The following is a 26,392-nucleotide window of genomic DNA, read 5'->3' as shown; positions in this document are numbered from 1 at the left end:
CTTCATTATATGCTTGATTACCTCTCTAGGGAGGTAATCATTTTTAAACTCATTTAAAATCAATTGTTATGGCTACCAAAACAGAAAATAATACAGGCTCTACAGTTAAAAAAGATATTGTAGAAAATTTAACTCAAACAACCTCAAAATCTCAGACTAAAGAGAAAGATCAAAGTATGACAAACTCGCCTTTGCACAAGCTTTTTATAGACGCTTTAAAAGATATCTATTATGCAGAAAACGCCATCGTGGATGCTTTGGAAAAAATGGAAGCAGCTGCTACAACGGAAGAACTGAAAGATGCTTTTGAAGATCATCAACTTCAAACCAAAAAACACGTCAGCCGTTTGGAAAAAGTATTCAAACTGATTGGTGAACAACCGGAGAAAAAGGAATGTAAGGCTATTGTAGGTATTATCAAAGAAGGTGAGGAGATTATCAAATCTACAGAAGAAGGGTCTATGACCCGGGATGTAGGATTGATTATCGCTGCGCAGAAAGTAGAACACTATGAGATCGCAACTTACGGAGGTCTTGTTCAATTGGCAATTACAATGGGACATGACAAAGCTGCTGATCTCCTGGAAAGAACGTTACAGGAAGAAGAGGATACCGATCAGCTTTTAACAGATATTGCAGAATCTTCTATCAATATCAATGCGGAGCAGGAAGATTAGTTATAAGGTTTAAATTGTGAAAAGGCTGTCTCAAAAGTATCATTCTGAACACAGACGGAAGGTCTGCGAACGGAGTTCTGAAATGAAGAGAAGAATCTCAAATGATTAATTATCAGAGATTCCTAGTTCCTCGTAAATCGAAGATTCGGCGTAGCCAATGACAAAACGCTGGAATGATTTACCTTTTGAGACGCCTCTTTCTATTAATAAAAGATTTTTCCTTGGATAATTTTTACTTCACCTTGTTTTTCGAGCTTTTTTATAGTTCTGATTACAGTTTCTACTCGCAGGCCAGTTAAAGAAGCTAATTGCTGCCTTGTCAGGGGAATCTCGAAACAATAGAGGTTTTGGTCCGGGCAAAAACTTTTATGATAATCAAACACACCCTTTATTCTAACCTCCGGATGCAGAGAGGCATTATTTTCCAGCATAATAAATTTATAGTAAAGTCTTTCTGATAAAAATACATTCAGGTCTCTTGAAACCTTTGGATGCGCATCCAAGAGTTTTTCAAAATTAGCTTTAGATAGTTTAATGACCTCGCTGGGTTCAAAAACAATGGCATTCACGGGGTAAGTTTTGTCAATGAAAAGTAAAAGTTCGCAGACGCTGAGACCGCGATGTAAAATGGCAAGAATCAGTTCCTTGCCTTCCTCATTGTAATGATTGAGTTTTATTCTTCCGGAGATGATCTGATAATAATATTTTGGATTGTCACCTTCCCGAAAAATAATGTCGCCAGCATCATAATGTTCGATATGAGCATTATAGGATAATAGAAGTTCCTCAGGAATGATCATAGTAATAATATTAAAATTAAACTTAAATAATCCTCAGAGACCAATGTTCAAACTTGATTTGTCTCAAAATAGATCTTTTCAGCTAGATCGTTGATAGTGTACTGAAAATGTATTTGATAGTGAGCAATTATTATTCCTAATTATGAATATGATTCAAATCATATTCACTGTTATTAAAGAATAATTAGTTTTGATATATCACATTATCAAACTGCAATCTGAAGCACCGATCATACAGCTGCGGTTAAATATTAATATCAAAAATACCATTATGGACATCCAAAATTCAGTTTTACGCAACTGAGGGGTTGGTAATAACTTCTAATCATCTTTAGCATTTTGATCAATTAACTTTATTGATGATCCGATAATATAATTAATTATGAATGTTGATAAAATAACTACTGTTTTGCTCGAAAAGAGATTTTTGAAGATCAGAAACTCAAGCCAAAGATTTGAACAGGGTTCAACCATTTATACTAAAGAAATAGAGGATCGTATTTTTCTTCTTTTTGTTGTATTGAAGGATAAAAAACCGCAAGATATCCATTCATTTATTGCGAGGTTTGATTGCTTGGAAAGCATTGGGAAAAGGGAACCTGACAGCGTAATGTTTTATCTCTTGATCTCCACTGACGAAGATCTTCATTATTTCGAAAAATATCTGAGTCTTTGTGATTAGGACAATTTTCTGGCAAAAAATTTGTCTTGCCGAAACTATAGTTTATTGATCCGATACATTTAAAAATTAAAGTCATGGAATTTTCAAAAATACTACTGGATGAGATCAGCTATTATCTAAAGAATGGAAATGAGTCTATTTCGACAGCAGAAAGTGTCACTTCCGGATTCCTACAGTTAGCGCTTTCACAGATGTCCGATGCGGAAAAGATCTATAAGGGTGGAATAACAGCTTATACCATTGAGCAAAAGGTAAAACATCTCAATATTGATCATAACGAAGCCAAGGAAGTTAATTGTGTATCGAGGCATATCAGTGAAGATATGGCCAAGAATGTCGCCTTGATGTTCGATACAGAATGGTCATTGGCAACTACAGGGTATGCGACGCCCGTAGAAGAATCGAATCATGAGGTTTTTGCTTTTTACTGTATTGCATATAGAGGAACTATTATCAGAAGTGATCGTATAGAGCTTCATCCGATGACCAAGGCTTTGGAAGCTCAGAAGTATTTTATGGAATATATTCTCAACTGTCTCAGTTGCGAGGTTAAAAGAAATTTTGAACATATCGATTTTTAAAATATTAATTTATGGAAAATAACAAATATGCACTGGTAACAGGAGCAACTAGCGGTATTGGTTACGAGCTGGCAAAACTCTTGGCACAGGATGGCTATAACCTGATCATTGTTGCCAGAAATCATGACGAGCTCAACATCAAAGAAAAGGAATTTCGCTCGAATGGGGTGGAGGTGATCTCTATCGCTAAAAATCTTTTTCAGGCAGGCGATGTTTATTCGCTGTACGCAGAACTTACTTTAAATGGCATTAGTCCCGAGATTCTAGTAAACGATGCTGGTCAAGGTGTCTATGGAAAGTTTCAGGATACTGATATACACCGAGAGATCGATATAATCAACCTTAATATCGTTGCAGTGATCATTCTAACCAAATTATTTATCAAAGACCGATTGGAAAAGGGTTCGGGTAGAATTCTCAATCTGTCGTCTGTAGCCAGCAAATCGCCGGGACCTTGGCATTCGGTCTATCACGGGACCAAAGCTTTTATCCAGTCTTGGACGGAAGCCATTCGCGAAGAACTCAAAGATTCCGGGATCACGGTAACAGCACTGTTACCAGGTCCTACAGACACGGATTTTTTCAATAAGGCGAATATGAATGACAGTAAAATTTTATCGGATAAAGATGATCTTGCAGATCCTTATGATGTTGCTTTAGATGGATACACGGCTCTTATGAATGGCGATGATAAAATTGTTTCAGGTCTTAATAATAAACTTACTGTCGCCATGGCCAATATGACGACCGACAGTATGGCAGCACATCGCATGTCCGAAATGCAGAAACCAGTTAACGAAAAATAAACTTATGACAGAAGAGAAATATTTACAACTAAAAGGTAAATCGGTCCTGATTTCGGGAGCGGATAGTGGGATCGGAAAAGCGGTTGCATTGCTTTTTGCAAGAGAAGGCGCAGATATCGCGATCATCTACCACAGCGATGACAAGGATGCCGAAAAAACAAAGGAAGAGATCGAACGGTTAGGTAGAAAAGCACTCATCTTTCCAGGTGATGTCAACAACGCTCAGTTTTGTACAGTTTCCGTCAATAAAACCATTTCCGAGTTCGGAAAGCTGGATATTTTAATAAACAATGCCGGTGTTCAGTTTCCTGCAGATAATATTTTGGACCTTGAAGAGGAAAATATCAGAACAACTTTCAATGCCAATATCATCGGTATGATATTACTGACCAAAGCGGCATTTCCACATCTGAAACAAGGCGATTCTATCATCAATACAACTTCTGCAACGGCGTATCAGGGCCATAAGCAATTGTTGGATTATTCTGCGACCAAAGGTGCGATCGTATCCTTCACAAGGTCTTTGGCGTTGCAGTCCAAGAAAAAAGGAATTCGTGTAAATGCTGTTGCGCCAGGTCCGGTTGCGACACCTCTCACCAAAGAAACCTTTGATGAGGAAGAAGAAGACCCGAACAAGCCGCCTTTCGAGAGAAACGCAACGCCCGAGGAAGTTGCCGGAAGTTTCCTGTTTTTGGCAACAGATGCTTCGGCTCAGATCACGGGTCAGGTTCTTCATCCAAACGGCGGATTGATCGTAAATGGCTAACTACTTTATTTTTAAACTATGAATGGAACTATTTTGCAGTTTTTCCACTGGTATCATCCCGGAAAACTATGGAATGAATTTGTTGATAAGGCAGAATATTTAAAAAGTTTAGGATTTACAGCAGTTTGGTTTCCGCCGGCCATAAAATGTTCTCTAGGTACTGATGGTCGAGGTTACGATGTTTATGACCTCTATGATCTTGGTGAATTTGATCAGAAAGGGACGATTCCCACAAGATACGGAACTAAGCAAGAATATCTGAAAGCGATTGAAAAAGCCCACGAATTCGGAATGGAAGTTTACGCAGATATCGTCCTCAATCACAGGATGGGCGCAGATGAAAAAGAGTCTGTCACTGTTCATCAGGTCAACGAGGAGAATAGAAATGAAATTGTCAGGGAAGCTTTCGAAGCTGAAGCAATGACAAAGTTTATCTTCCCCGGAAGAAATGGGAAATATTCTGATTTCGTTTGGGATGCCCAGTGTTTTAGCGGTATTGACAAAGTTAAAACTGGCGACGAGGAACAGCAGGGGATTTTCAAGATCTATAATGAATATGGAACGGATTGGAATGACAACGTCAGTCATCAATTCGGAAATTATGATTATCTGATGGGTGCTGATGTCGAATTCCGAAATCCTTATGTCGTCGAAGAACTGAAACGTTGGATCAAATGGTATATCGATACAACCAAAGTAGACGGTTTGAGAATGGATGCTTTGAAACACATCTCAACCGAATTTCTGAAAGAATGGATCGATTATATCAAATCCGATATTGATGAAAACTTCTTTATGGTTGGCGAGTTCTGGAAAGATAATGTCGATAAGATCAAAGATTTTTCCAAAAAGATGGACAATCAGATTTGCTTATTTGACGTGCCTTTGCATTTCAATTTATTCAAAGCTTCACAGGAGAAACAGAATTATAATCTGAGTGAAATTCTGAAAGGAACTTTTTTGGATTGCAATCCGGAATGCTCGGTTTCATTTGTTGGGAATCACGATACGCAACAGCTTCAGGCTTTGGAGTCCACAGTGGAAAACTGGTTCAGGCCACTGGCCTATGCGATTATCCTGTTGTCAGAAAATGCTTATCCGTGCGTATTTTATCCGGATCTGTTCGGGGTGGAATATGTTGATAAAAATGCAAATGGCGAAGACGAAAAGATTGTAATGCCAAAAGTTGAGATTCTCCCACGTTTGATGCAGGCTCGTCGTGAATTGGCTTACGGAGAGCAGGTTAATTATTTTGACCATCCCAATTGCATCGCTTGGATAAGAAAAAGGGATGACGATCACGAAGCTTGTGTGGTCATCATTTCCAATAGTGAGGAAGGTTACAAAGCAATGGATCTCGGAAAAGAAAATGCTTTCGCAAAGTTTACAGATTTTCTGGGATTCCGAAAAGAAATAGTTGAGCTGGATGACAGTGGAAAAGGAACTTTTTGGGTCGATCCAGAGTCGGTAAGTGTTTGGCGGAAACTTCAAATCAATAATTAAAATTAAAGTTATGAACAGAGACGGCGTTAGAAAAAGTATTTGGCAGGAAGAGATCAGGTCTTTTCCTGCAAGCGTCAATTTCGAAGGCGAATATGATATCGCCATTGTCGGTGGCGGGATCACAGGCGTTTCTACGGCTTACGAACTTCAAAGGTCGGGAAAAAGCTGCATTCTTATCGAGGCTTCTAATATTGGATTTGGAACAACGGGTGGAACAACTGCTCATATCAACAATTTTCTCGATACAACTTATTCTCAGGCTATCAGCAAATACGGTTTGGAAGATGCTAAACTTCTCTTCGAGTCGGTGAATGATGCTATTGCAATTATTGAAAAAAATATCCGTGACAATAATATAGATTGTGATTTCGAGAAAAAAACGGCGCAACTTTTTGCCCTGGATGAGAAGCAGTCAAAACAGTTGGATGATATTCTAAAAGGTGCCGAGAAAGTTGGTTGTGAGATGAATTTGATTAATAATATTTCGTTCCCGATTCCTTTTGTGAAAGCGGTGGGCATTCCAGGTCAGGCACAGTTTCATCCTATCAAATATATCAGTGCGCTTTGCCAAAGTTTTCTGGATTCCGGTGGAACAATTGTCGAAAATTGTTTCTGCAAAAGTCATTCGGAAGAAAAAGATTGGATCATAATTAATACTTCAAAAGGAATTGTTAAAGCTAAAAATTTGGTCTATGCGACACATATTCCACCTGGTGTCAATATGTTACATTTTACCAATGCGCCTTATCGAAGCTATGCAATGGCTTTCACTCTGAAAAGTCAAAACTATCCGCAGGAATTGGGTTATGACTTGATGGACCCGTACCATTATTACAGAATTCAGGAAATCAATGGAGAGACTTTATTGATTGCCGGCGGAGAAGACCACAAAACCGGGCATTCCGACGATACAGGTGTTTGTTTTACCAATTTGGAAAATTATGTGCGTGAAAATTTTGATGTCGATCTGGTCAAATACAGCTGGTCCAGCCAGTATTACGAACCTGTGGACGGTTTGCCGTACATTGGGAAAATGCCTGGAGCTTCCAAGATTTACACCGCAACAGGTTTCCGTGGAAATGGGATGATATTCGGTACATTGTCCTCGAGAATTATTTCGGATCTAATCTTTGAGGTGAAAACAAAATATCGAAATTTATTCAGTCCTTCCCGTATTATGCCGATTGCGGGCTTTTCAGAATTTGTAAAAGAAACAGTAACCGTGGCGACAGATTTTATCAAAGACAAGTTGTTTGTTGAGAAAGTTTCGTCTCTGGCAGAGATCAATGAAGGCGAAGGAAAAGTGGTCAAATATGAAGGCGGATCCTATGCGGTTTACAAAGAAAAGGGTGGAAGTATTCATCTGTTAAAAAGTACTTGTCCACACGCCAAATGTGAAGTTCGATGGAATAGTGCGGAGATCTCGTGGGATTGTCCTTGTCACGGTTCTCGTTTCAGTGTCAATGGAAAGGTTCTCACAGCGCCTTCTGTGACCGATCTTACAAGGATTAGAGAAAAAGATTTATAATTAAAATTTGAAAATGATGTCTAAGAATAATTTCTTTTACCGAAACAGCTTGAGCATTGTTTTGATTGCGTTAATGCTGATTTTCTGGGTTGGTCAATTTTTTACAGGCTGGAAAACTGAAAATAAAGAACTTGCTGAAGAAGGTCAAGCTTTATTGAATTTTGGACAATACATTCAGAGCGGACATTTTATTCAGGCGACCTTTGAGAATTGGGAAAGCGAATTTTTTGCAGATGATGCTTTATATTTTACTGACAGTCTCACTCAGGCAAAAAGGTTCCAGCGAATCCAAATCTCTAACCGGAAAAGAAGATGTTGATGAAGAGCCGAAACCGCATCCAGATGCGCCTTGGCCAGTGAAAAAGGGCGGAATTTGGCTGAAGATCTACAAGCATTCCCTTTCTTTGGCTTTCGGGCTTCTATTTCTGATCAGTTTTGCACTTCACTTTTTTGGCAGTTACAAAGATTATAATTCGGAACAGATGATAAAAAATAAAACAACAATTGGTGTCTATGATTATCTATTCGAATCCAGATTTTGGTTTGAATCTTTCCAGAACTGGCAAAGCGAATTTCTGGCTGTAGCATCTATCGTTCTCCTTTCGATATGGTTGAGAGAAAAAGGTTCACCTGAATCCAAGCCTGTCGATATGGCTCACGAAGAAACACCTTAGCATGTTTAATGAGCAAATTTTTTCGATTTTCTTTAGAAGTTGTTTTAAAATGAATTTTAATGTATTATGTTTAATAATTGCCAATTAAAATTATTTATAATTCACTTATATTGTAATTTTATTGATTTATTTTGGTGTAATAATTGTAATAATTGTTTTGTTTACATTGATTAAAAATTGAAAGTAAAAAATTACTGCCACTACAAGATGAGCAACAGCCGCAAAAAGTACAACTGCAACCAAAAAACACCTACTAAGAGCGGCTAAAGATCTGGGCGACCTTTTCGAAGATAGCTTGAAAGATATCTGTTGGGCAGAAAAAGCAAAGCCTTACCAAAATGATGAAAAATGCAACCAATGAAAAATTGAAAGCTGCTATCGAAAAAAAGAATCTGCACCAGTGAAACATCTGCTTAAAACTTTGGAAAAAGAGAAAACCTGCGATGGGTCTTTGACACTGCTTGCGGACGTTAATCTTAATTCCAAGGCAAAATAATCGACCAATAGATTCGAACACAATATTAAACTAATTGATCAATTTTACAAGTTATGGAAGTGCAAGAACTTAGACTTTACAATCTGCTTCAGTATGAAAATGATGTAGTGCCTGTGGTTGGACTTGATCTTGAGAAGGATAAAAATCTTTCTTTGGTTCAGATCCGGCAAGGTGATTCCAAGATTCCTATACACTCACAACAATTAAAACCGATCCGCCTTACCAGCGAGTGGCTTCCAGATTTGGTTTCGAGGAAAGTTATCGTTCAGATTCCAGGATACGATACGACTAGCCCAACTTTGGAAAGTATGATTTTGACCTTTCGAAAGATAAGATTTTAGAAGGATTTTTATATTTCGGAAATTATATTCGATGTCATTACATCCATCAGCTGCAGAATCTTCATTTTGTACTGACAGGAAAAGAATTAAAATTGGAGAGCAATTGATTGCTCTCTTCTTTTCAACGATATTAGCTATGATCCAAGTCATAGAATTCTAATGATCAATACCATAGTTTTGATGCTGTTCAAGTAAATGATGAAAAGTTCAATATCAATTTGTAATAACAATTTGCATAAGCGGGGATAGGTAAAAGATAAGAATTAATAACTTTAAGAATTAACTATGTCAATGAAAGCTAAGAAAATACCTCAGGTGCCAGAACAGATCAAAGGAGCCTTTCATGATACGGAAAGTCGAAAGGATTTTATAATGCCAGAATTCGCATCTTGGAGATTTGATATTCTGAAAAATCGTTTTTTTTCTATTAATCATTGGAAAGATTATTGTGGGAGCTTATCCTCAGAATTTAAACTTTATGATGCATCGGGATCATATGTGGAAAGGAAACCAAAAAAAGGCGATTTTATAAGAATAGATATCCCGGGACCGGGGGATGTGAGAGCTAAAGGATATGATTGGGTGGAAATTGTGATGATAGATGATCAAGCTTACAATGATGAGATAGAAAGACATATCATGATCTGCAGACCATCAAAAGAACCGGGTAGTGAAAGCGATAGGATAGCTCATTTTTATTCTGCTGGATCTTCTTCAACGTTTGTTATTTCGCGAGGACCGGATTATATAAAAGTGGGGATATATGGTCGTAATGAAGTTCCAAATACCACAAAAACTGGAATTTTGGGAAAGATCAGAAACTTTTTAGTTTCCCTCGGAGGATTTGCAAGACTGACAAAGATTCAATGGAAAAGTCTCGCGGACGGCCTTCTTGAGTTTTAGAAAATATAATTAATGAATGATCATGTTTAAAATTATTTCATATTCCTTGTTTTTTAGTTCATTTTGTTTTGGTCAAAGCCACGAACAGCTGTTGAGCTATGCTGATTATTATAACAAGGATATCCAATCCTTTAAAGATTTCATGAAAGTTGAACCATCTGCCAGCCAATCGAATGCCGGGATCCTGCAAATGGTCTATGAGCTGGATGGTCATAATATTGGAATAGAAGAACATAATAGCAATAATGGTAAAATTGGAGAGATCTATGTTTTCCAGACCAATGACAATCATGATCATGCACGATCACAATGGAATAAATATTTGAGTAAGATGAGCAAGGACAGGTCATTGGCTTTTGTAAAAGGAATTTTTGATGACGGCATTGTGAAAGAGAACAACTTGACCTATGAGGAATTATTATCACTGATCAATTCCAGAACGCTCAATCTCAATAGAAGCTACGGTATTAGATATACGAAGGAGAATGCTTTTTTTTCTTTGTTTGTTGTTAAAGGGAAGCTGGTTTTTACAATTGATGATAAAAATTATTGATAACTAATGATTTTAGAAAAAAAAATGAATTTGATGACACCGCAAGGTTTCATCTTTTTTATTTCGACGGAGATTATGATTCTAAAATGCTGAATATTCTCTTTGATCTGTGCTTATAAATTATCTGTTTGTAAAGCTTTCTAGTTTTTTAGCATACTATCAATTTCCGATGCAGAGCTTAGCGTTTAAGTAGTAGGAATGATATTGTTATTAATAATCAATAAGTTAAATTGTTAAATTAGGCTGATGTGACTCAAATCATAATGAGACGTATCTATTCTGTGTAACTTTGGATTATCACAAAAAATAAAAGTATTATGAAAAATTTAATGTTAACTCTAAGCATTGTATTGCTGTCAGCCTGCAATGAAAATAAGACTTCTCAAACAGATCAATCAGAGTCTATGTCTATAGACAGTACGGCTTCAGACACGATGCGGTCATCTGTCCCGGTAGACTCAGTATCTCAGGTGGAAACTGATTCTGCAGCAATACGATGATGCATCTAGGTCAGGCGCTTCCAGCATAACGCCTCGAAAAGATTCTATACGTCGACGTTAGATCTCCATATCAGTGATTATAATTTTAAGCGACGGATTTTTTTAATCAAAGCCGTTTAAATGCTATTGGTCAGAAACTTATCTTATCGATGGTAATACTATTTCGGTCGCAGAGGAAGTCACATCAGTATTTTTACAGCTGGCTTTTGCGCATATGGATAATTCCTCTCTATTTTACAAGGGAGGAATAACAATTATAAACCTTGATGATATAACTGGTTTCCTTGATCTCAAATATAACGATAAGGCGACAAGGAATTGTAAGGAACTCTTGGAAGATGTTCTAAAAAGTGACTGGTCTATTTCCGCTGCTGGATTTGATACTCCAAAAAGAGGGTCTTGTTATAAGATCTTTGTAGACCATGTTTTTTGTTTTCAACGCGAAATCGTCTTATCAGAATATTTTGAAATTGACAGTACTGTTAAACCTTTAGATGCCCGGATAGTTTTTACGAAACACATTTTGGAACATTTTGGCAAAGTGATCAATACTTGAATTTTAAACAAATTATCATGCCTGTAGTTTTATAGATCTAGATCCATTCATAATTCTGCAAAAAGTACTATGGTAAAATTTTTGATGTAAAAAATAAATATTTATTTGATTATCAGTATTTTGAATATCAAATCAGTTTCTTTTTTATTTTCTTAAAAACTATACCATTTTAAAAAATATCTAAAAATTAGGTATTTCAATTAACTATTAAGAATTCATAATGGATATAAATAAAATCATTAACAAAACAGGAGATGCAGAAAGTGAATATTATACTGCAAAGGATATGATTTTTGCTGAAAGATCCAAGCCGCTATATTATTTTCAGATCATTGAGGGTGAAGTAAAATTGAGCAACTATGGTGAAGATGGAAAAGAGATCATACAAGAAATAATTGAAGCTGGTCAAAGTATAAGTACCTTTATGCTCTTTATGGATAAAACTTATCCTGTAAATGCGATTGCTTTGACTTCCTGTATAATTATGAAGATCGATAAAAACAGATTTTTGGATCTTTTGGAGAATAACCCGGAGATTTATGCAGCAATGACTGGCGATCTTTCCAATGCCATGTATTTTAAATTTGTAATGGGACAGGTCATTTCGTCTCAAAGCCCTGCCACAAAACTTACTATTTTGATGGATTATCTAAAAAGTCTCCAAAAAGATCTCCATCCATTTTCTTTCAAGATCCCTCTTACCCGTCAACAGATGGCAAGCCTTACAGGTCTTTGTGTAGAAACGGCAATACGTACCATTAAAAATATGGAGAGAGAGAATATTATTAAAATCTTTGATGGGAAAATATTCTATTAACCTTGATATTCAGCTGTCTTAAAGTCCTTATGAGTCAAATCATACTTCCATAATTGGCTTAAATAATACCTTTCGGAATGCAATTAAATAAATGATTATTGAAGAAAGTGTACTACTTCGCAATGGAGGGCAAATTATAGAATTTAAACAAGGTGAGATTATTTTTGAGAAAGATACAAGAGCGAAATTTTATTGGCAGATCATTTCAGGTACGGTTAAAATAAATACTTTTAATCTGAAGGGAAAAGAGTTTTTTTTTGGATTGCCATATGACGGACATTCCATTGGTGAATCTTATTTGTTTAATGATAAAAAATATCCATTTAACGCAACCGCCATATCTAACTGTAGGATCATTAGAATGAATAAGGCTGCTTTTTTAGATCTGACAAGAAAAACGCCACATCTTCTGATGAATGTTTCCATTTACATTTCAGAAAGGGTTCATTTTAAAAATATTATGCTTCCTTCATTGGGGGAAACTAGTTCCAGAGAAAGGCTGATCATTTTATTAAATTATATAAAGAAGTTTTATGGCCAAGATCATAATTCAAGTTTCATTATTCCTTATACCAGACAGCAATTGGCCTCTTTAACCGGTATGACCGTGGAAACCATAATCAGAACTGTGAAAAATATGGAAAAAGAAAATCTTTTAAAACTCAATAACAGCAAAATTATTTATTGAAATTATCCTATCCGTTTTTATGATCTGAGGAGAGAATATTATAATTTACTTCCATTATAATGGCTGAATTTGAAAAGTAACTTTTCCAGCTATTGTGTTAATGGTCTGATATCAGGATCTTAAATAATAAATCATATATCGAACAGATATTCTTAACATCTTTGATAAATATTTATCTAAGCTAAATAAAGACTTATTATTAATTTGCTGAAATAGAACTCAGCATTTAAAATCAGATAAGATGATTGATATAAATGTTTTAAAATCCAATGGTGCAGATATTATCAATTTTAATTCAGGAGATATTATTTTCAATGAAGGAGATATTCCTGAGTTTTACTATCAGATCGATTCTGGCTCGGTAAAGCTTTTTAATAGAGATTCCAAAAGTAGAGAACTTACACAAGCCATTATTTTTAATGATAATGCTATCTGCGATTTTGCTTTGCTCACAGAAAGACCCTATCCTGTCAGTGCGCAGGGACTAACTGATACTACTGTATTACGTCTTTCAAAAAAAACTTTTTGTAGTTTATCAAGATCAGAAATTGGATTATCCTTAGCCAAACAGATGTCAGAAATTACTTACTTCAAGTTTATCATGGGTAGTATTTACCTTATGAGGGATCCAATTGACAAGTTAGAGGCATTGATGGATTTTCTTAAAGCCGGACAAAATAACGTCAAGGATTTTTCCTATCAGATCCCTTTAACGAGGCAACAGCTCGCAGATTTAATAGGTTTGCGGGTGGAAACGACGATCCGCAGTATAAAACAAATGGAAAGAGATGGACTCCTAAAAATCATAAACCATAAAGTGTTCTATTGATATCAAGAAAGTATTTTCTTTATATTATTTGAGTGGTTTGTTTTATCGTTATAGTAATCTTCTTATTTTGGCTTCCTGCTTGATTTTTCCATAACTGAAAATATTGGCAATGATAATTGGAAAGAAGGCGACAGGAATCATGGTATGGATACCAAATCCTATGGTTATCGTGAACTAATTGCAGCCAATGACCAAGAGCACAAAAATACCATAAAGCCAATTAACTGAGTTTTTGCTTTTTTTAGCGTTTTTAATAGTTCATCATTTGATAATTTTTGAAAGGTTGTCTGACTTTTTCATGTCATAATATTTATTGACATATTACAATTTGAAGTCTAATACTTGAATTAAAACAGATTATTTTTAATCAAAGATGATTTCTTTAGTCCAAATCGAAGACAATAAAATATCCGAAATTGTTTCTGAGTTTTTTTATTCGATAAGTATATAAATAATCTTGAAAACCGGGATTTTCTTAAAGAGCAATTCGGTAATTATGTGAATAATGAAAAAGCAAAAAAACATTTCATATCAATATTTAACCAATATGAAATGTTTTTGAAAGATTTATATCAAGAGGAAATTTAAATTAGGATTTTACAACTTTTTTACAAATGTCCTATTTAAAGCCATTCACAGAGGTGCTAAAGCGAAAATCTTATAGATCAGGAAGAGGACAAAATTCCTCATTTTTATCTTCTTTTTCGAATTGAGGAATATCCAGATCCAACTTTAAAAAAAATATTAAAAGATGTAAATGTAAAAGTAGATAAATAGTTTATTTACATACAAGGTCTTTTCTAAATTAAAATGTACAGTTTTTGCTTCTACAAAAGCATATGACAAAATTTTATCTATTTGTAACTATTTTTTCTTTTCAAATTGTTGGGTCTCAACAAAAAGATTCCACACAATTGATCTCCGAGGTCCATATTGATGCTTACAAGAAACCAGGTGATTTTATCTCCTCTACAAAATCGGTAGGGATCATATCCAAAGATTTACTTCAGCAGAGTGTACCGGAAAGATTATTGGAATCCGTAAATCAAATAGCAGGGGCGAGAATGGAAGAGCGATCACCGGGAAGTTACAGATTATCGCTCAGAGGAAGCACTTTGCGGTCACCATTCGGAGTGAGGAATGTCAAAGTTTATTTTGATGACTTTATATTATCCGATGCATCAGGAAATACTTACTTTAATGTGATTTCACCACAGCTGATTGATAGGATAGAATTATTCAGAGGACCGGAAAGCGGCGATTATGGATCTGTAACGGGAGGGACGATCATCTTAAAAACGAAAGGTCAAGATGAGATAAAAACCAATCTTTCCATAGGAAGTTACGGAAATTTAATGAAAGTCTTGATTATTCAAAAACTTTTGGAAAGCATTTCTTTCAAGTCTTTCAAAACTATTATCAGACTGATTCCTATCGTGAACAGTCACGAATGAAACGCCGACAGTTTTTTATCAAAGACAATTTCCAATATTCAGAAAAAGGTTTGTTTAAGGTAATGCTGATGCATTCCGATCTGGATTACCAGACACCAGGCGGATTGACATTGGAGCAAATGAATCAAAATCGTAAACAGGCAAGACCGGCTACAGCAACAACACCCGGAGCTTCAGAACAGGATGCGGGGATTCGTAATAAAATAATATTGGCAGGATTGTCGAATGAATTTGAATTCAATTCTAACTTCTCTCATTTCATAATGGTTCAGGGTTCTTATGTGGATTTTGAGAATCCATTCATTACTAATTATGAAAATCGCTATGAAAGTAATTTCGCTCTCAGGACTCATTTTAATTATTCGAAAATATGGAATAAGATATCATTGTCTTATCGTTTAGGTTTTGAAGGAGGTGTTAATGACATTAATATCCGAAATTATGGTAATAATGCCGGAAATAAAGGTGATCCTCAAAACTTTGATAAGATTAAAAATAAGTCCGGATTCTATTTTTTATCCCAAAGCTTAAATATTGCAGAAAAGCTATTTACAGATATTTCTGTAAGTCTTAATTCAAATTCGTTTGATTATTCCAGATATTATCCAATAGATGAAAATGGATCGGCCAGTTTTAAAAACCAATGGCTTCCTAATTTTGGTATCAATTATTTATTAGGAGATGGATTTTCTGTTCGTGCTAAATTAGGTAAAGGAAACTCTGCTCCTACCAATGAAGAGATCCGTGCTTCCAATCAGGAATTTAATAATTCTTTGAGTCCCGAAAATGGCTGGAATAAAGAATTAGGCATTAGAAAACAATGGCGTAACATCTTGTTTGTTGAAGCATCCTATTTTGATTTTCGGATGAAAGATGCGATAGTACGACGACAAAACGATGCTGGGCAAGAGTACTTTGTGAATGCCGGAGAAACTGTTCAAAAAGGTCTGGAATTACTTATAGAAACTAAGCCTTTCGATTTAGAAAACAATTGGTTTGATCAATTTAAGTTCCGGTTGTCAGGAAGTTTCTATGATTTCAAATTTGAAAATTATCACCAGAACAACATCGATTATTCTGGAAATGATTTGACGGGTGTTCCGCAGACAACCATCAATACACTATTTGATTTTACGTTTTTTAGAACCTTAAAAATAGATTATTCCCATTTCTACACTTCCAAAATGCCACTTAATGATGCCAGCAATGTCTGGTCAGAATCAACGTTGGTTGGAAATATTCAGTTCAGAGTTCCTTTAAAAGTAGATCGGTCTACCTATAATTTTTTCTTACAGATACAGAATCTTTACAACACAGATTATGTTTTGGGATTTGATATCAATGCATTTGGAGGACGATATTATAATCCTTCAGCCAAAAGGAATTTTATCTTGGGTGTGCAGATGAATTTTTAAATTTTGATCCACGCTTATAAGCATTTGTAATACCAATCTATTTTTAGGGGAATGGTTTTTGCAAAATTTAAACCTACGTCAAATCATTATAAAATAAAACTTATGAAAAATTACCTTTTACCATTAGTCGCAGCTCTGCTTTTTTTTAGCTGTAAGGAAAATAAAAAAGAAACCGATGGTTCTGGCCGGAGTGATAGTGCTGTCACCCAAACTGATACTTTAAAACTGCCGCCGCCTGATGAAAAAGGTGCTAAGAATAAATTCAGTAATGTGATTGGATGGCCAAAAGATAAAACTCCGATTGCGCCGGAAGGTTTCACTGTCACCAGATTTGCTGATGGAATTAAAAGTCCTCGAAATATGATCCAGGCAGAGAACGGTGATGTATTTGTGGTCTTATCCAATTCGGAGCGTTCAGTTGCCGATAAGATCAAGAATGATATCAGCGGTAAAAGTAAAGCCGAAGTAGGAGGTGACTCTGCTAATAGAATCATTCTCTACCGTGATGCGAATAAAGATGGAATTCCGGAGTCATCATCTGTTTTTTTAGACGATCTTAATCAGCCTTACGGAATGCTGATCATCAAAGATCAGTTTTATGTTGCAAATACTGACGGTCTTTGGGTGTTTCCATATAAATTGGGAGATACCAAAATCACAAAACCTGGAAAAAAGATCGTTGATCTTCCTGCAGGAGGTTATAATAATCACTGGACAAGAAATCTTATCAGCAATAAAGATCAATCAAAGATTTATATTTCGGTGGGTTCTGGCAGTAATGTTGGAGAAAATGGAATGGAAAACGAAGTGCGAAGAGCCAATATTCTGGAAGTTGATCTGGATGGAAGTGGAGAGAAGATCTTTGCAACAGGCTTAAGAAATCCGGTAGGTATGAGCTGGAATCCTATAACCGGACAATTGTGGACGGTAGTGAATGAACGCGATGAACTTGGAGATGAACTGGTTCCAGATTATCTGACGAGTGTGAAGCGTAATGCATTCTATGGCTGGCCTTATGCATATTTTGGAAAGAACGAAGATCCAAGAAGAAAAGGCGAAAAACCAGAGCTGGTTGCCAAGACAATTGTTCCGGATGTTCCATTGGGAAGTCATACAGCTTCTTTGGGACTAGCATTTTATACAGGAGGTCAATTTCCGGGATTCTATAAAAACGGAGCGTTCATTGGGCAACATGGTTCGTGGAATCGCTCTTCATTAGTAGGTTATCAAGTGGCTTATGTGCCTTTCAAAAATGGTAAAGCATCCGGTTCTTACCAACCATTTTTAACAGGATTTATTGCAGATGAAGCTAAGGGTGATGTCTATGGACGACCGGTGGGAATACTTCAAATTGCAGATGGTTCTTTGCTTGTAGCGGATGATGTGAGCGGTGTTGTCTGGCGTGTAGCTTACGATAAGTAATAAATAAAAGCAACTCTTGAGAGTTGCTTTTTTATTTATTCATTTCCATCAAAACGGATGCTTTACTAGGTACTATTTTTTATAAGCCTTGCTTATAGCTTGAATTATTTATTAAAATTCGTTGATGGTCTTTTGCAGTTATGATGTTAATTTTTTATAATTTAATATTAATAATAAATGTTTAATGATTTATTAGCACGTATTTTGTAATATGATTATTGAAAATACCTGGAAATGCTTAAAATATACTATTTATTTATTTTTTTTTGTGCCGTGTTTTTTTACGGCCAGAAGCCAGCTTCTACACGTGATTATTCTCTTTCAAACGTTACTGATTTACAATATAAGCCTGTAGTTGATTTAGATAATCCACCCAATATATCTGATAAAGCTGGGTTTGATAATGCCGAAATAACTTCAGATCAAGAAAAGCAAATCGCCTATAATCTTATAGATAATAATATTCAAATAGCAGAAGGTGATTACACTCTTGCACCTAATAGCTATATCTTCTATAAAGATGGTGTTCTGCCTGATGGTACCAAAACTGACGGTTTGTACATACCTGTTGCAAAAGCTTATCAAATGTGGGATCATGGCAGATATATGCAAAATGATGCAGGTTTATTCACGCCTGTCAGCGAAAATGGTCAACAGTCCGCTACCGTATTTTGGGAAGATGTAAATGGATTAATAAGTTCGACCTCTATCGTGGGAGCAGGTAAAGATGCTAAAATTAAAATTATAATTGATAAAACGAAAGGTGAGGGTAACGCAAGTATAGCACTTAAAGTCAATGGTGTGATCTATTGGACCTGGCATATTTGGGTTACGGATGATCCTGCAGATGGAGCAGTTTACGGGCAAGGCTTTGAAACGAATGTCCTGAATCAGGCATTCATACCAAAATATATGGATCGGAATCTTGGTGCGACAAACGCCCACTTTCTTGGTCATAACTGGCACAAATCTGGAGGTCTTATGTATCAATGGGGAAGAAAAGACCCAGTACCATCGTTGCAATATAAAGATGGAACATTTTATGAAGTTACAGGCGATATTGGAAGCAGAAGACATGCTTACGCAACTTTGCAATCCTCTCCAATATCTATAAAACAAAGAGGAATAGATACCGGTACCAATAACATCAATGGGAATATAAGATATTCCATTAATAATCCGATTGACATTATTAGCCACGCTTCTAATGATGGTACTTGGTTTTCCAATCAGGAATATAAAATCAATAATTCCAATCCAGATCTGATAGAAACTTGGGACTTATGGGCTGATAACAGAAAAGGTTTGCACAGCAATGCTTCTAGTGGAAATGCTACTGTTGCAACAGATAGCAGATCATATGAACTAAAATCAGAGTATGACCCTTGTCCAAATGGATGGAGGGTATCATCTCATTATGGAAGGAATACCGTTAATAATAACCTTAACCCATTAGGACGAAAAAACAGCGGTGTCAATGATGATACAAATATTCCTTACAGCCAAATATTTTAATGAGGCATTGATCGGAATCAAGGTCTATCCTGGCAGAGGAATAGATTTTAACGGAACCGTTAATAGGAAAATAGGATTGATGCCAACTAGTGGAAACTATATTTATTATCAGTCAAATGTTGGTACATCTACATCGGCTGTTTATCAGGATACAGCATCTGATGCTTTTTTACTTATTGCCACTTATGGTATTGGAGGTAATAGAGGGACGATCATTCGCAACGATCCTGAAAGAGCAGATGTCTCTACTACTGGCTGGAATGGGATCTATGTGAATCAAACATTTAAAACAAATGCTTTGGGTGCGGTAAGATGTATGAAAGATCCGAACTTAGCATTATTACCTGCATTTTATAATACTGAATATGTTTTGTCAACAGACAATGATAACACTGATTATAAAGCCTGGACAAAAGAACCCAATAGTTTTGTTGTAATGACTGGTGAGGTTAATGATCCTGTGTCACAGGACAAAGAGCTTTTGATCAGTCTCAAAAAAGCTTACGCAATGCACAAGCTTTATCTTTCCGATAATAAACAGCTTCCATCAGGTAATATCAATACGGGAAGTGTAGTATGGACCGATAACCGGGATCTGATCAAAAAAATTCAAATTATTGGTACTTATCCGGATCAGCAAATGAAAGTTACGATAGCTGCGAAGAAAAAAGGCAACGCCGTAATTGCTTATCATAAAGGAAATAATGGAGTCTGGGGAACATCTGATCCTGATAAGGTATTATGGAGCTGGCACATTTGGGCACCGGTTACTGACCCGTTGTCTGAAGAAAATCAAGTAACTTATACAACCGAATCTGTTCAAAATGGTGGAATCATCCCTACTACTAACGGGCAGATAATATATCCTGCTAAAGGAGGAACGCCTATGACTACCACTTTTATGGATAGAAATCTTGGCGCCTTACAGGCATTGCCATCTTCATTAGTTAGACCTGACCTAGCCACTGAATTACGATCTAAAACACAGGTACAACAATCTGGCGGGCTTCATTATCAATGGGGAAGAAAAGATCCTTTACCAACATTCCACAACCCTGGTGGAACTCAGTATATCGCAGCTCATGCTAATAGTGTCCAGGTTGCTGCAACATATAATGTCTATAAGCAAACTGGAGTAGACATTGACGGAAATGTTGTTCTAGGAATATCAGATCCTATCACTGACGAAATTTTCTCTTCAACAGATAATGTTTCTGGATATTCCAGAGAATGGAATGTTTATAGATCGTCTGCGGGTATCGCAGCTTCTGATCCTAAAAATGAAAAGATTAGAAAAATTATAAAATACGCTACTGAAAATCCGTTATATTTCCTTTTCAGGTCCAAAACAGGTCAAGAACTAGGAATAGAAGATACAGGAGCACTACTTACAAAATCACTACAAGTAAAAGATTGGATTTCTGACGAAAACGGACTTGCACAGGACAGATGGGGACATGCTGCCGAAAAATCGGTTTATGATCCTTGTCCAGCTGGATGGAGAGTTCCAGATACTGCGAACGCCAATTTATTTGCTGCGGGTAATAACGGCTCGTATGCAAAAGGGTCATCACCTTGGTTTTATAATGGATATAATACCAATAGTAGTTTTGCAAACTATGGTATTCTTCAGAGTACCGTTGCAGATCTTACTGCTGGATCAGTCAATAATGCTGTAAATGTCAGACAGTATCCGGGCTACACGCTTTCAATCACCACAGAAAGTACAACACCAAGTAGCAGATCTGGTTGGGTATTTAGTTTCACTGATTCCAAATATAATATAGGAAATATCCCGGCAACCGGCATACGTGGAATTCTTGGTGGCAATGATTGGAAGAATGCCAGAAGTGGTTCGCCCGCTACCGACAATTATAAGTATCAAACAGGATTGTGGACTAGTTCTCCCGCAGACTACTACACTGGTTATGCTATTGGACTTGATCTGAGCAGTATTTCCGGGTATGGAGGAAAACTTGCATCGGGAACAGGTTTTTACCCGCAGGCAGCTATGGGGGTGAGATGTGTAAAGGATACGGAAAGATATATGGGAGATCTCCCTTACACTGTAAATCCCGATGGTACAACACTTGGTTCTATTATTACGGTCAAAGAAAATAGCAATGATGATATTCAGATTTATCCAAATCCTGTAAAAGATGTACTTAATGTGGTTTCAAAAAATAAAGATACACAGGATTCTGGATTTGTAATTTTCAATACGGCAGGAAACATTGTGAAACAGGGGTATTTTAGTAACAATAGCATCAATATAGCAGATTTACCTTCAGGTGTTTATATGCTAACAGTTGAAAATTCTTCTAAAGCTTTCAAGATTATTAAGAAATAAATTGCATCTGAGAGAATGAAGAGAATTATGGACTATTATTGAAAATAAAAGAAGTTGAGATAGCCTACAGGCTGTCTTTTACATAAATATTTTGATAAATAATAGGATTTAATATGAAGCTAATGGCAATGTCTATAGAAGACTGAAAGTGTGCTTCAGATTACCGATGGCTATCTGCTTGTAGCGGATGATGTTAGCAGCGTTGTTTGACGTACAACTTATAATTTAAAAAGGAGATAGGTAAAAACTCATAGACAAAAACGCTATATAGTTTACTTCCCCTTGGCGAGCTTATAAGTGAAAAAAGTTCTCTTGTCTTCTAGATTCCAAGTGCTGAGCTCTTCAGACACCTCCTCTGGATGCTTTTTGCTGATATCGCGGAGCGCATTTCCAACAGACTTTCGCAAATAGTCGCTCTCATCAGCTCTGTGGCCACTGATGAGTTCTATGGCCTTTTTAGGATTCTCCTTGAAGTAAGGTCTTCCTGTCCAGATCCTGAGTCCCTCTATTATGGCCCTTTTTATATTTGGGTTGGGATGGGCGAGCCATATTTCGATTTTCGGAAGGCTCTGTTCATAACCAGTGCTGTTGCAATAGTGATCGAATGCTTTTGCGAGCATTTCCTGAATGCGCCAGTTCGGGTCTTCTGCCACTCTTGTCTCTAGCAAGTTTAGCGCTTCATGATGCTGGGTTGAGAGTTGCCCGAGCATATAGGTGGCAAGCATCCTCACCTGATAGCTTTCGTCATCTAGAAAACTATTGGCGAGCGCCAGATGATCTTGCGTTTGATCTTTCAGGATAGAATCTCCGGCTTCAATGATATGCTTGAAACCATGTTCTATTGTTTTCAGGTGTGCAATGATTTCTTTCATGACATTTGATTGCTAGATTCCACTACCAATTTCTGCTTTCTTTAAGTTATTTTTAATGATTATTTGTTTTGAGTTCTAATTCAAATATGTAAAACTTTGTCATCTATTTAATATATTTTCAGTTAAAATAATATCAACTCTCCAATATTATTTTTTTTACTTTCTCAATTAGCATACTATCTTTTACAATACCCTATGCGCGCTCCTGTATTACTGAAAAGCCTTCCGGATGTTCCCGTGGTCTATCCTGCTGGCAAATATGAATACATTGTAGAATATAATGGTAAAGAATGATCCACACATTGTTGCCGCTATTTATGACATTGGGCTTTGTAATAGATTATATGCTCTTTTAAATATTGGGCAAAGAAAGTGATGTAGCTTTCTTTCAGAAGAATTATAATGTTAACGCAGGTCCTTTTTGATCACCAGATATTTCAAATCGTTCGTTCCGGCATTACTGATGCCATGTTCAGCGTTCGGAGGGCAATACAGACTCGTATTGGGTCCTGCTTCAACGGTTTTGCCATCGAGATAGAATGAGGCCTTTCCCTCAAGGATATAAAAGAATTCTTCTTCTGGATGGTGGTGGGGTGCGTGTGTTGATTTTCCCGGTGCTACGATGCTCATCTTCAAGGTGTTCTCTTGGGTAAAATTTTTATCGGCAAACCAGTATTGATATCCTGATTTCGTCTCCTTGGCCTTGTTCATATCAAACTCGTTTACACAGTTTTCTATAGTATAGATTGGTTCTGCTTGCTTTGCCACCGTCTTTTGACCATATACCGATTGATGGGTCATCATGCTGGTCATTAAGGCTAATAGATATTGCTTTGATTTTTCCATTTTTTTGGTATCTATATAATATTGAATTCTGATTTTCAAAATTTGAAAATACAAATATAAATAGTTCTAATGTTTAAGATTGAGGTTTATTGAAGAATTTGGGTGGGACAACTCCTGTTTTTATATTTAATAAAATGGTCATTATAATAATCACCTTATTTTAACTTTCTGCTTGATCTTTCCATAACTGAAAATATTGGCAATGATGATCGGAAGGAAGAAGACTGGAACCATTGTATAAATGCCAAATCCTATTGTTATCGTGAAATAATTGCAGCCAACGACCAGTAGAACGAAAAATATAATAAACCCGATGAACTGACATAACAAATTCTTTTTGATTACAGACGAACCAATCAAGATACCAAAGAGCTCGTTAAAGATTTTCCCATCTGATAAAGTCAAGATGTAGAAAAATTGCTACCGCAATTGGAGTTGTAGAGAAACTGTTGCCATGAAAATTTACAGAGCGGAACAGTCTTTGCAAGTATTGAAGCCCAAACCAATTTATTAATATAAAAAATAAAAGTTATGAATCACGACGCATGCATTGAGGCAATGAACGACCTCATCAAGATCAACAACGACAGAATAGAAGGTTACAAAAAAGCAATTGATGAATTACAGGATGACGAACATTTTGATCTGAAAACTGTTTTCAGCGGTATGGTGACCGAGAGTCAGCAATACAAAGCAGAACTGCAGAACAAGATACACGAGTATGGTGGTTCTACGGAAGAGGGAACAACCACTTCAGGAAAATTGTATAGAGCCTGGATGGATGTTAGGTCTGCTTTCGCAGTTAATGACAGAGCATCAGTGTTGAGTGCTTGCGAAGCAGGTGAGGATGCAGCACAAAGGGCTTATAGGTCGGCTATTGAGGACGAAGAGGTGATGGAGGAGACCAAGGTATTGCTTCGTCAGCAAAAGCAGTCCCTCAGAACATCTCACGATAAAATAAAAGCTTTAAGGGATACGGCCAAAGCTTGATCTTTTTATTTGACCAAACTTTAACTGAGAAAACCTTCTTGAAAAGAAGGTTTTTTTATTTAATACATAAAATTATTTAGAAAAGTTATTTAAGGTTTCGGAGGATTTACTTTATTGGAATAGATATGGGTAATGATCCCGTTTCCGATCACAATTGAATTGATAAGGAGATCAAGATCTTGTCCGGCATATATTTTTTCTAACATTTCATCGGCTTGCAACAGATAGATGTCCGCACTCACGGTGTCTCCGGGGAATACTATTTCTGTATCGATAAATGTTTGGTGGGCAATTATTTCTTGCATGTCATCGGGAAACTTGATAATGGTTCTGAAACCTGAGGATACGGGCGTTACAATACCACCATCTTCTGTTTTTAGATAGGTGAGTGTCGCTTTAAAATGAGGTTTTTTTTCCATTTCTTTATTTTATTTTTAAACCGTGATGAACAATAATTTTCCTCTAACAAATTAAAACACTACTTTACGTTGCCTATCATAATTTCCAACGCCTTCATTATCTCAAGTATTCCAATAGGCTATTAGCCAAAAGTAATGTGTATACGGGCTTCAGACGTATTTTCATTGAACCTTAATTCTCCAATTTTTTAAGAAGGCTTGCAGCATATAATCCGTGAACAGGTTTATCATCAATAAAGTGTGATGTTTCAATCGACGTTACGATAGGGTCAATTGTTTCATCGGCAACATATGCCTTGAGATTTTTAACAACTTTTTCAACTTTCATTCTTGGACCGCCTTCTTTAAGCACAACAATATCTCCTTTTTTAAATTTATCTTTTGACATAATTCTATTTTTTTTATCATTTACCAAAAAGAACGCCATGATAAAAAATTATAGTTTTTTGACTGCGAAAAATTGTACACAGAGTTATCTACTTCTACGAGTTAAAGGCGTTCCGAAATTCCAAAGGCGAGAGCCCCGTCCTTACCCTGAACATCTTGCTGAAGGACTGCGGATGCTCAAAGCCCAATTCATAGGCGATCTCTGCCACGGTCAGATTGGTATTGGTCAACCGTTCCTTCGCTTTTTCAATGACTTTGCTTCTGATGTACTGCTGGGCATTCTGTCCGATCAGTGAGCGCAACAGGTCGCTCAGATAGCCGGGGGAGATCTTAAGCTGGTCTGCGACATACTGCACGGTCGGAAGACCCTGCTGCAATGATAGTTGATTATTAAGATGATCCTCAAGGATACTTTCAGTTCTCTGGAGTATATCGTTATTGACCACTTTTCTGGTGATAAACTGCCTCTTGTAGAACCTGTTGACGTAGCTTAGCAACAGCTCCAACTGGGCAATTACCACTTCCTGACTGAACTCATCTACTCGGCTGTTCAGTTCCCGCTCCATGATTTGATAAACCGACAGGATGACCTCCCTTTCACTATCCGAAAGGTGAAGCGCCTCATTGGAGGCATAAGAAAAGTAGCCGTATTGTTTTATTTTTCGGGCGATAGGATGACCCAGTAGGAAATCAGGATGGATCAGTAGAATATAGCAATAGGTCTCGCTATTATAATCGGTGCTTCCCACCAGCTGGTCAGGTGCCAGGAACAGCATACTGCCTTCGTCGTAGTCATAGTAGTTCCTGCCATACTTTAATCTTCCTTTGTTTCTCGTGATGAAGGTGATTTTATAGAAACTCAGGACATCGTAGATCGGTGCCATTGCCGTATTGAAAGGATTATCCTTGTTAAAGTGGACAAGGCTGATCAGCGGATGCTGAGGTGCAGGCAGTCCGAAGGCCTGATGGCTTTCCGATATCGAGATGAAGCGTACAGGTTTATCGTCTTTGGATTTCATACT

The 26,392-nt window shown here is 36.7% G+C and carries 26 protein-coding genes; 20 read left to right on the top strand and 6 right to left on the bottom strand.

Annotated elements, in window-relative coordinates; all coding sequences use genetic code 11:
• Positions 1-68: 68 nt before the first annotated feature.
• Positions 69-677 (top strand): ferritin-like domain-containing protein, encoded by a 609-nt coding sequence (locus RTX21_RS06775; protein WP_312766263.1) that lies wholly within the window; start codon positions 69-71, stop codon positions 675-677.
• Between the two features lie 203 nt (positions 678-880).
• Here the strand turns inward: RTX21_RS06775 and RTX21_RS06770 are convergent, their stop codons facing one another.
• Positions 881-1,477: a Crp/Fnr family transcriptional regulator gene (locus tag RTX21_RS06770; protein ID WP_312766261.1), complete on the bottom strand. Its 597-nt coding sequence runs from the start codon at positions 1,475-1,477 to the stop codon at positions 881-883.
• Positions 1,478-2,233: 756 nt separating this feature from the next.
• Here RTX21_RS06770 and RTX21_RS06765 point away from each other — a divergent pair.
• The 18 genes from RTX21_RS06765 (at position 2,234) to RTX21_RS06680 (ending at position 21,856) form a co-directional block, all read left to right on the top strand.
• Entirely contained in the window at positions 2,234-2,740 is a 507-nt protein-coding gene (locus RTX21_RS06765) for a nicotinamide-nucleotide amidohydrolase family protein (RefSeq protein ID WP_312766259.1), read from the top strand.
• Between the two features lie 11 nt (positions 2,741-2,751).
• Positions 2,752-3,546 carry an SDR family oxidoreductase gene (locus RTX21_RS06760; RefSeq protein ID WP_312766257.1) on the top strand — a complete coding sequence of 265 codons (795 nt, stop codon included), beginning with the start codon at positions 2,752-2,754 and terminating at the stop codon, positions 3,544-3,546.
• Positions 3,547-3,550: 4 nt separating this feature from the next.
• The gene (locus tag RTX21_RS06755; RefSeq protein WP_312766255.1) at positions 3,551-4,312 is read left to right on the top strand and encodes an SDR family oxidoreductase; all 762 of its coding nucleotides are present in this window, start codon (positions 3,551-3,553) and stop codon (positions 4,310-4,312) included.
• A gap of 18 nt (positions 4,313-4,330) precedes the next feature.
• Positions 4,331-5,815 (top strand): alpha-amylase, encoded by a 1,485-nt coding sequence (locus RTX21_RS06750; protein WP_312766253.1) that lies wholly within the window; start codon positions 4,331-4,333, stop codon positions 5,813-5,815.
• A gap of 10 nt (positions 5,816-5,825) precedes the next feature.
• Entirely contained in the window at positions 5,826-7,343 is a 1,518-nt protein-coding gene (locus tag RTX21_RS06745; protein WP_312766251.1) for an FAD-dependent oxidoreductase, read from the top strand.
• 13 nt (positions 7,344-7,356) lie between these two features.
• Positions 7,357-7,662: a DUF6766 family protein gene (locus tag RTX21_RS06740; RefSeq protein ID WP_312766249.1), complete on the top strand. Its 306-nt coding sequence runs from the start codon at positions 7,357-7,359 to the stop codon at positions 7,660-7,662.
• Positions 7,577-8,017 carry a DUF6766 family protein gene (locus tag RTX21_RS06735; protein WP_312766248.1) on the top strand — a complete coding sequence of 147 codons (441 nt, stop codon included), beginning with the start codon at positions 7,577-7,579 and terminating at the stop codon, positions 8,015-8,017. The genes RTX21_RS06740 and RTX21_RS06735 overlap by 86 nt, the downstream gene beginning before the upstream one ends.
• Positions 8,018-8,566: 549 nt before the next feature.
• Positions 8,567-8,854, top strand: coding sequence for a hypothetical protein (locus RTX21_RS06730; protein ID WP_312766246.1), 288 nt, complete (start codon positions 8,567-8,569; stop codon positions 8,852-8,854).
• Between the two features lie 291 nt (positions 8,855-9,145).
• On the top strand, positions 9,146-9,757 hold the full coding sequence (locus RTX21_RS06725) for a hypothetical protein (protein WP_312766244.1): 612 nt from the start codon (positions 9,146-9,148) through the stop codon (positions 9,755-9,757).
• Between the two features lie 142 nt (positions 9,758-9,899).
• Complete coding sequence (locus RTX21_RS06720) at positions 9,900-10,310, top strand: hypothetical protein (RefSeq protein ID WP_312766241.1); 411 nt, start codon at positions 9,900-9,902, stop codon at positions 10,308-10,310.
• A gap of 1,276 nt (positions 10,311-11,586) precedes the next feature.
• Positions 11,587-12,183 carry a Crp/Fnr family transcriptional regulator gene (locus RTX21_RS06715; protein ID WP_312766239.1) on the top strand — a complete coding sequence of 199 codons (597 nt, stop codon included), beginning with the start codon at positions 11,587-11,589 and terminating at the stop codon, positions 12,181-12,183.
• Positions 12,184-12,274: 91 nt separating this feature from the next.
• Positions 12,275-12,871, top strand: coding sequence for a Crp/Fnr family transcriptional regulator (locus tag RTX21_RS06710; protein WP_312766237.1), 597 nt, complete (start codon positions 12,275-12,277; stop codon positions 12,869-12,871).
• 241 nt (positions 12,872-13,112) lie between these two features.
• Positions 13,113-13,700 (top strand): Crp/Fnr family transcriptional regulator, encoded by a 588-nt coding sequence (locus RTX21_RS06705; RefSeq protein WP_312766235.1) that lies wholly within the window; start codon positions 13,113-13,115, stop codon positions 13,698-13,700.
• A gap of 839 nt (positions 13,701-14,539) precedes the next feature.
• Complete coding sequence (locus RTX21_RS06700) at positions 14,540-15,154, top strand: TonB-dependent receptor plug domain-containing protein (RefSeq protein WP_312766233.1); 615 nt, start codon at positions 14,540-14,542, stop codon at positions 15,152-15,154.
• Positions 15,151-16,569: a TonB-dependent receptor gene (locus RTX21_RS06695; RefSeq protein ID WP_312766231.1), complete on the top strand. Its 1,419-nt coding sequence runs from the start codon at positions 15,151-15,153 to the stop codon at positions 16,567-16,569. Before RTX21_RS06700 ends, RTX21_RS06695 begins: the two co-directional genes overlap by 4 nt.
• A 102-nt stretch (positions 16,570-16,671) precedes the next feature.
• Positions 16,672-17,991, top strand: a complete 1,320-nt coding sequence (locus tag RTX21_RS06690; RefSeq protein ID WP_312766229.1) for a sorbosone dehydrogenase family protein — start codon at positions 16,672-16,674, stop codon at positions 17,989-17,991.
• A 234-nt stretch (positions 17,992-18,225) separates the two neighbouring features.
• The gene (locus RTX21_RS06685; protein ID WP_312766227.1) at positions 18,226-19,506 is read left to right on the top strand and encodes a hypothetical protein; all 1,281 of its coding nucleotides are present in this window, start codon (positions 18,226-18,228) and stop codon (positions 19,504-19,506) included.
• On the top strand, positions 19,469-21,856 hold the full coding sequence (locus RTX21_RS06680; protein ID WP_312766225.1) for a T9SS type A sorting domain-containing protein: 2,388 nt from the start codon (positions 19,469-19,471) through the stop codon (positions 21,854-21,856). Before RTX21_RS06685 ends, RTX21_RS06680 begins: the two co-directional genes overlap by 38 nt.
• 272 nt (positions 21,857-22,128) lie before the next feature.
• On the opposite strand, the gene RTX21_RS06675 is transcribed toward RTX21_RS06680, so the two are convergent.
• A complete protein-coding gene (locus RTX21_RS06675; RefSeq protein ID WP_312766224.1) occupies positions 22,129-22,728 on the bottom strand; it encodes a DNA alkylation repair protein in 600 nt (199 codons plus the stop codon).
• Positions 22,729-23,133: 405 nt separating this feature from the next.
• Positions 23,134-23,574, bottom strand: coding sequence for a cupin domain-containing protein (locus RTX21_RS06670; RefSeq protein ID WP_312766223.1), 441 nt, complete (start codon positions 23,572-23,574; stop codon positions 23,134-23,136).
• A 531-nt stretch (positions 23,575-24,105) separates the two neighbouring features.
• Here RTX21_RS06670 and RTX21_RS06665 point away from each other — a divergent pair.
• Positions 24,106-24,564 (top strand): PA2169 family four-helix-bundle protein, encoded by a 459-nt coding sequence (locus tag RTX21_RS06665; RefSeq protein ID WP_312766221.1) that lies wholly within the window; start codon positions 24,106-24,108, stop codon positions 24,562-24,564.
• Positions 24,565-24,653: 89 nt separating this feature from the next.
• On the opposite strand, the gene RTX21_RS06660 is transcribed toward RTX21_RS06665, so the two are convergent.
• From RTX21_RS06660 to RTX21_RS06650, 3 genes are all read right to left on the bottom strand, one after another.
• The gene (locus RTX21_RS06660) at positions 24,654-24,983 is read right to left on the bottom strand and encodes a hypothetical protein (RefSeq protein ID WP_312766219.1); all 330 of its coding nucleotides are present in this window, start codon (positions 24,981-24,983) and stop codon (positions 24,654-24,656) included.
• Between the two features lie 172 nt (positions 24,984-25,155).
• Positions 25,156-25,371, bottom strand: coding sequence for a DUF2158 domain-containing protein (locus tag RTX21_RS06655; protein ID WP_312766217.1), 216 nt, complete (start codon positions 25,369-25,371; stop codon positions 25,156-25,158).
• Positions 25,372-25,465: 94 nt separating this feature from the next.
• Positions 25,466-26,389, bottom strand: a complete 924-nt coding sequence (locus tag RTX21_RS06650) for an AraC family transcriptional regulator (RefSeq protein WP_312766214.1) — start codon at positions 26,387-26,389, stop codon at positions 25,466-25,468.
• Positions 26,390-26,392: the final 3 nt, after the last annotated feature.

The sequence above is a fragment of the Epilithonimonas sp. genome, from assembly GCF_032054305.1.
GTDB lineage: Bacteria > Bacteroidota > Bacteroidia > Flavobacteriales > Weeksellaceae > Epilithonimonas.
Note: the sequence above shows the minus strand (reverse complement) of the source record. Positions and strands in the feature narration are given on the sequence as shown.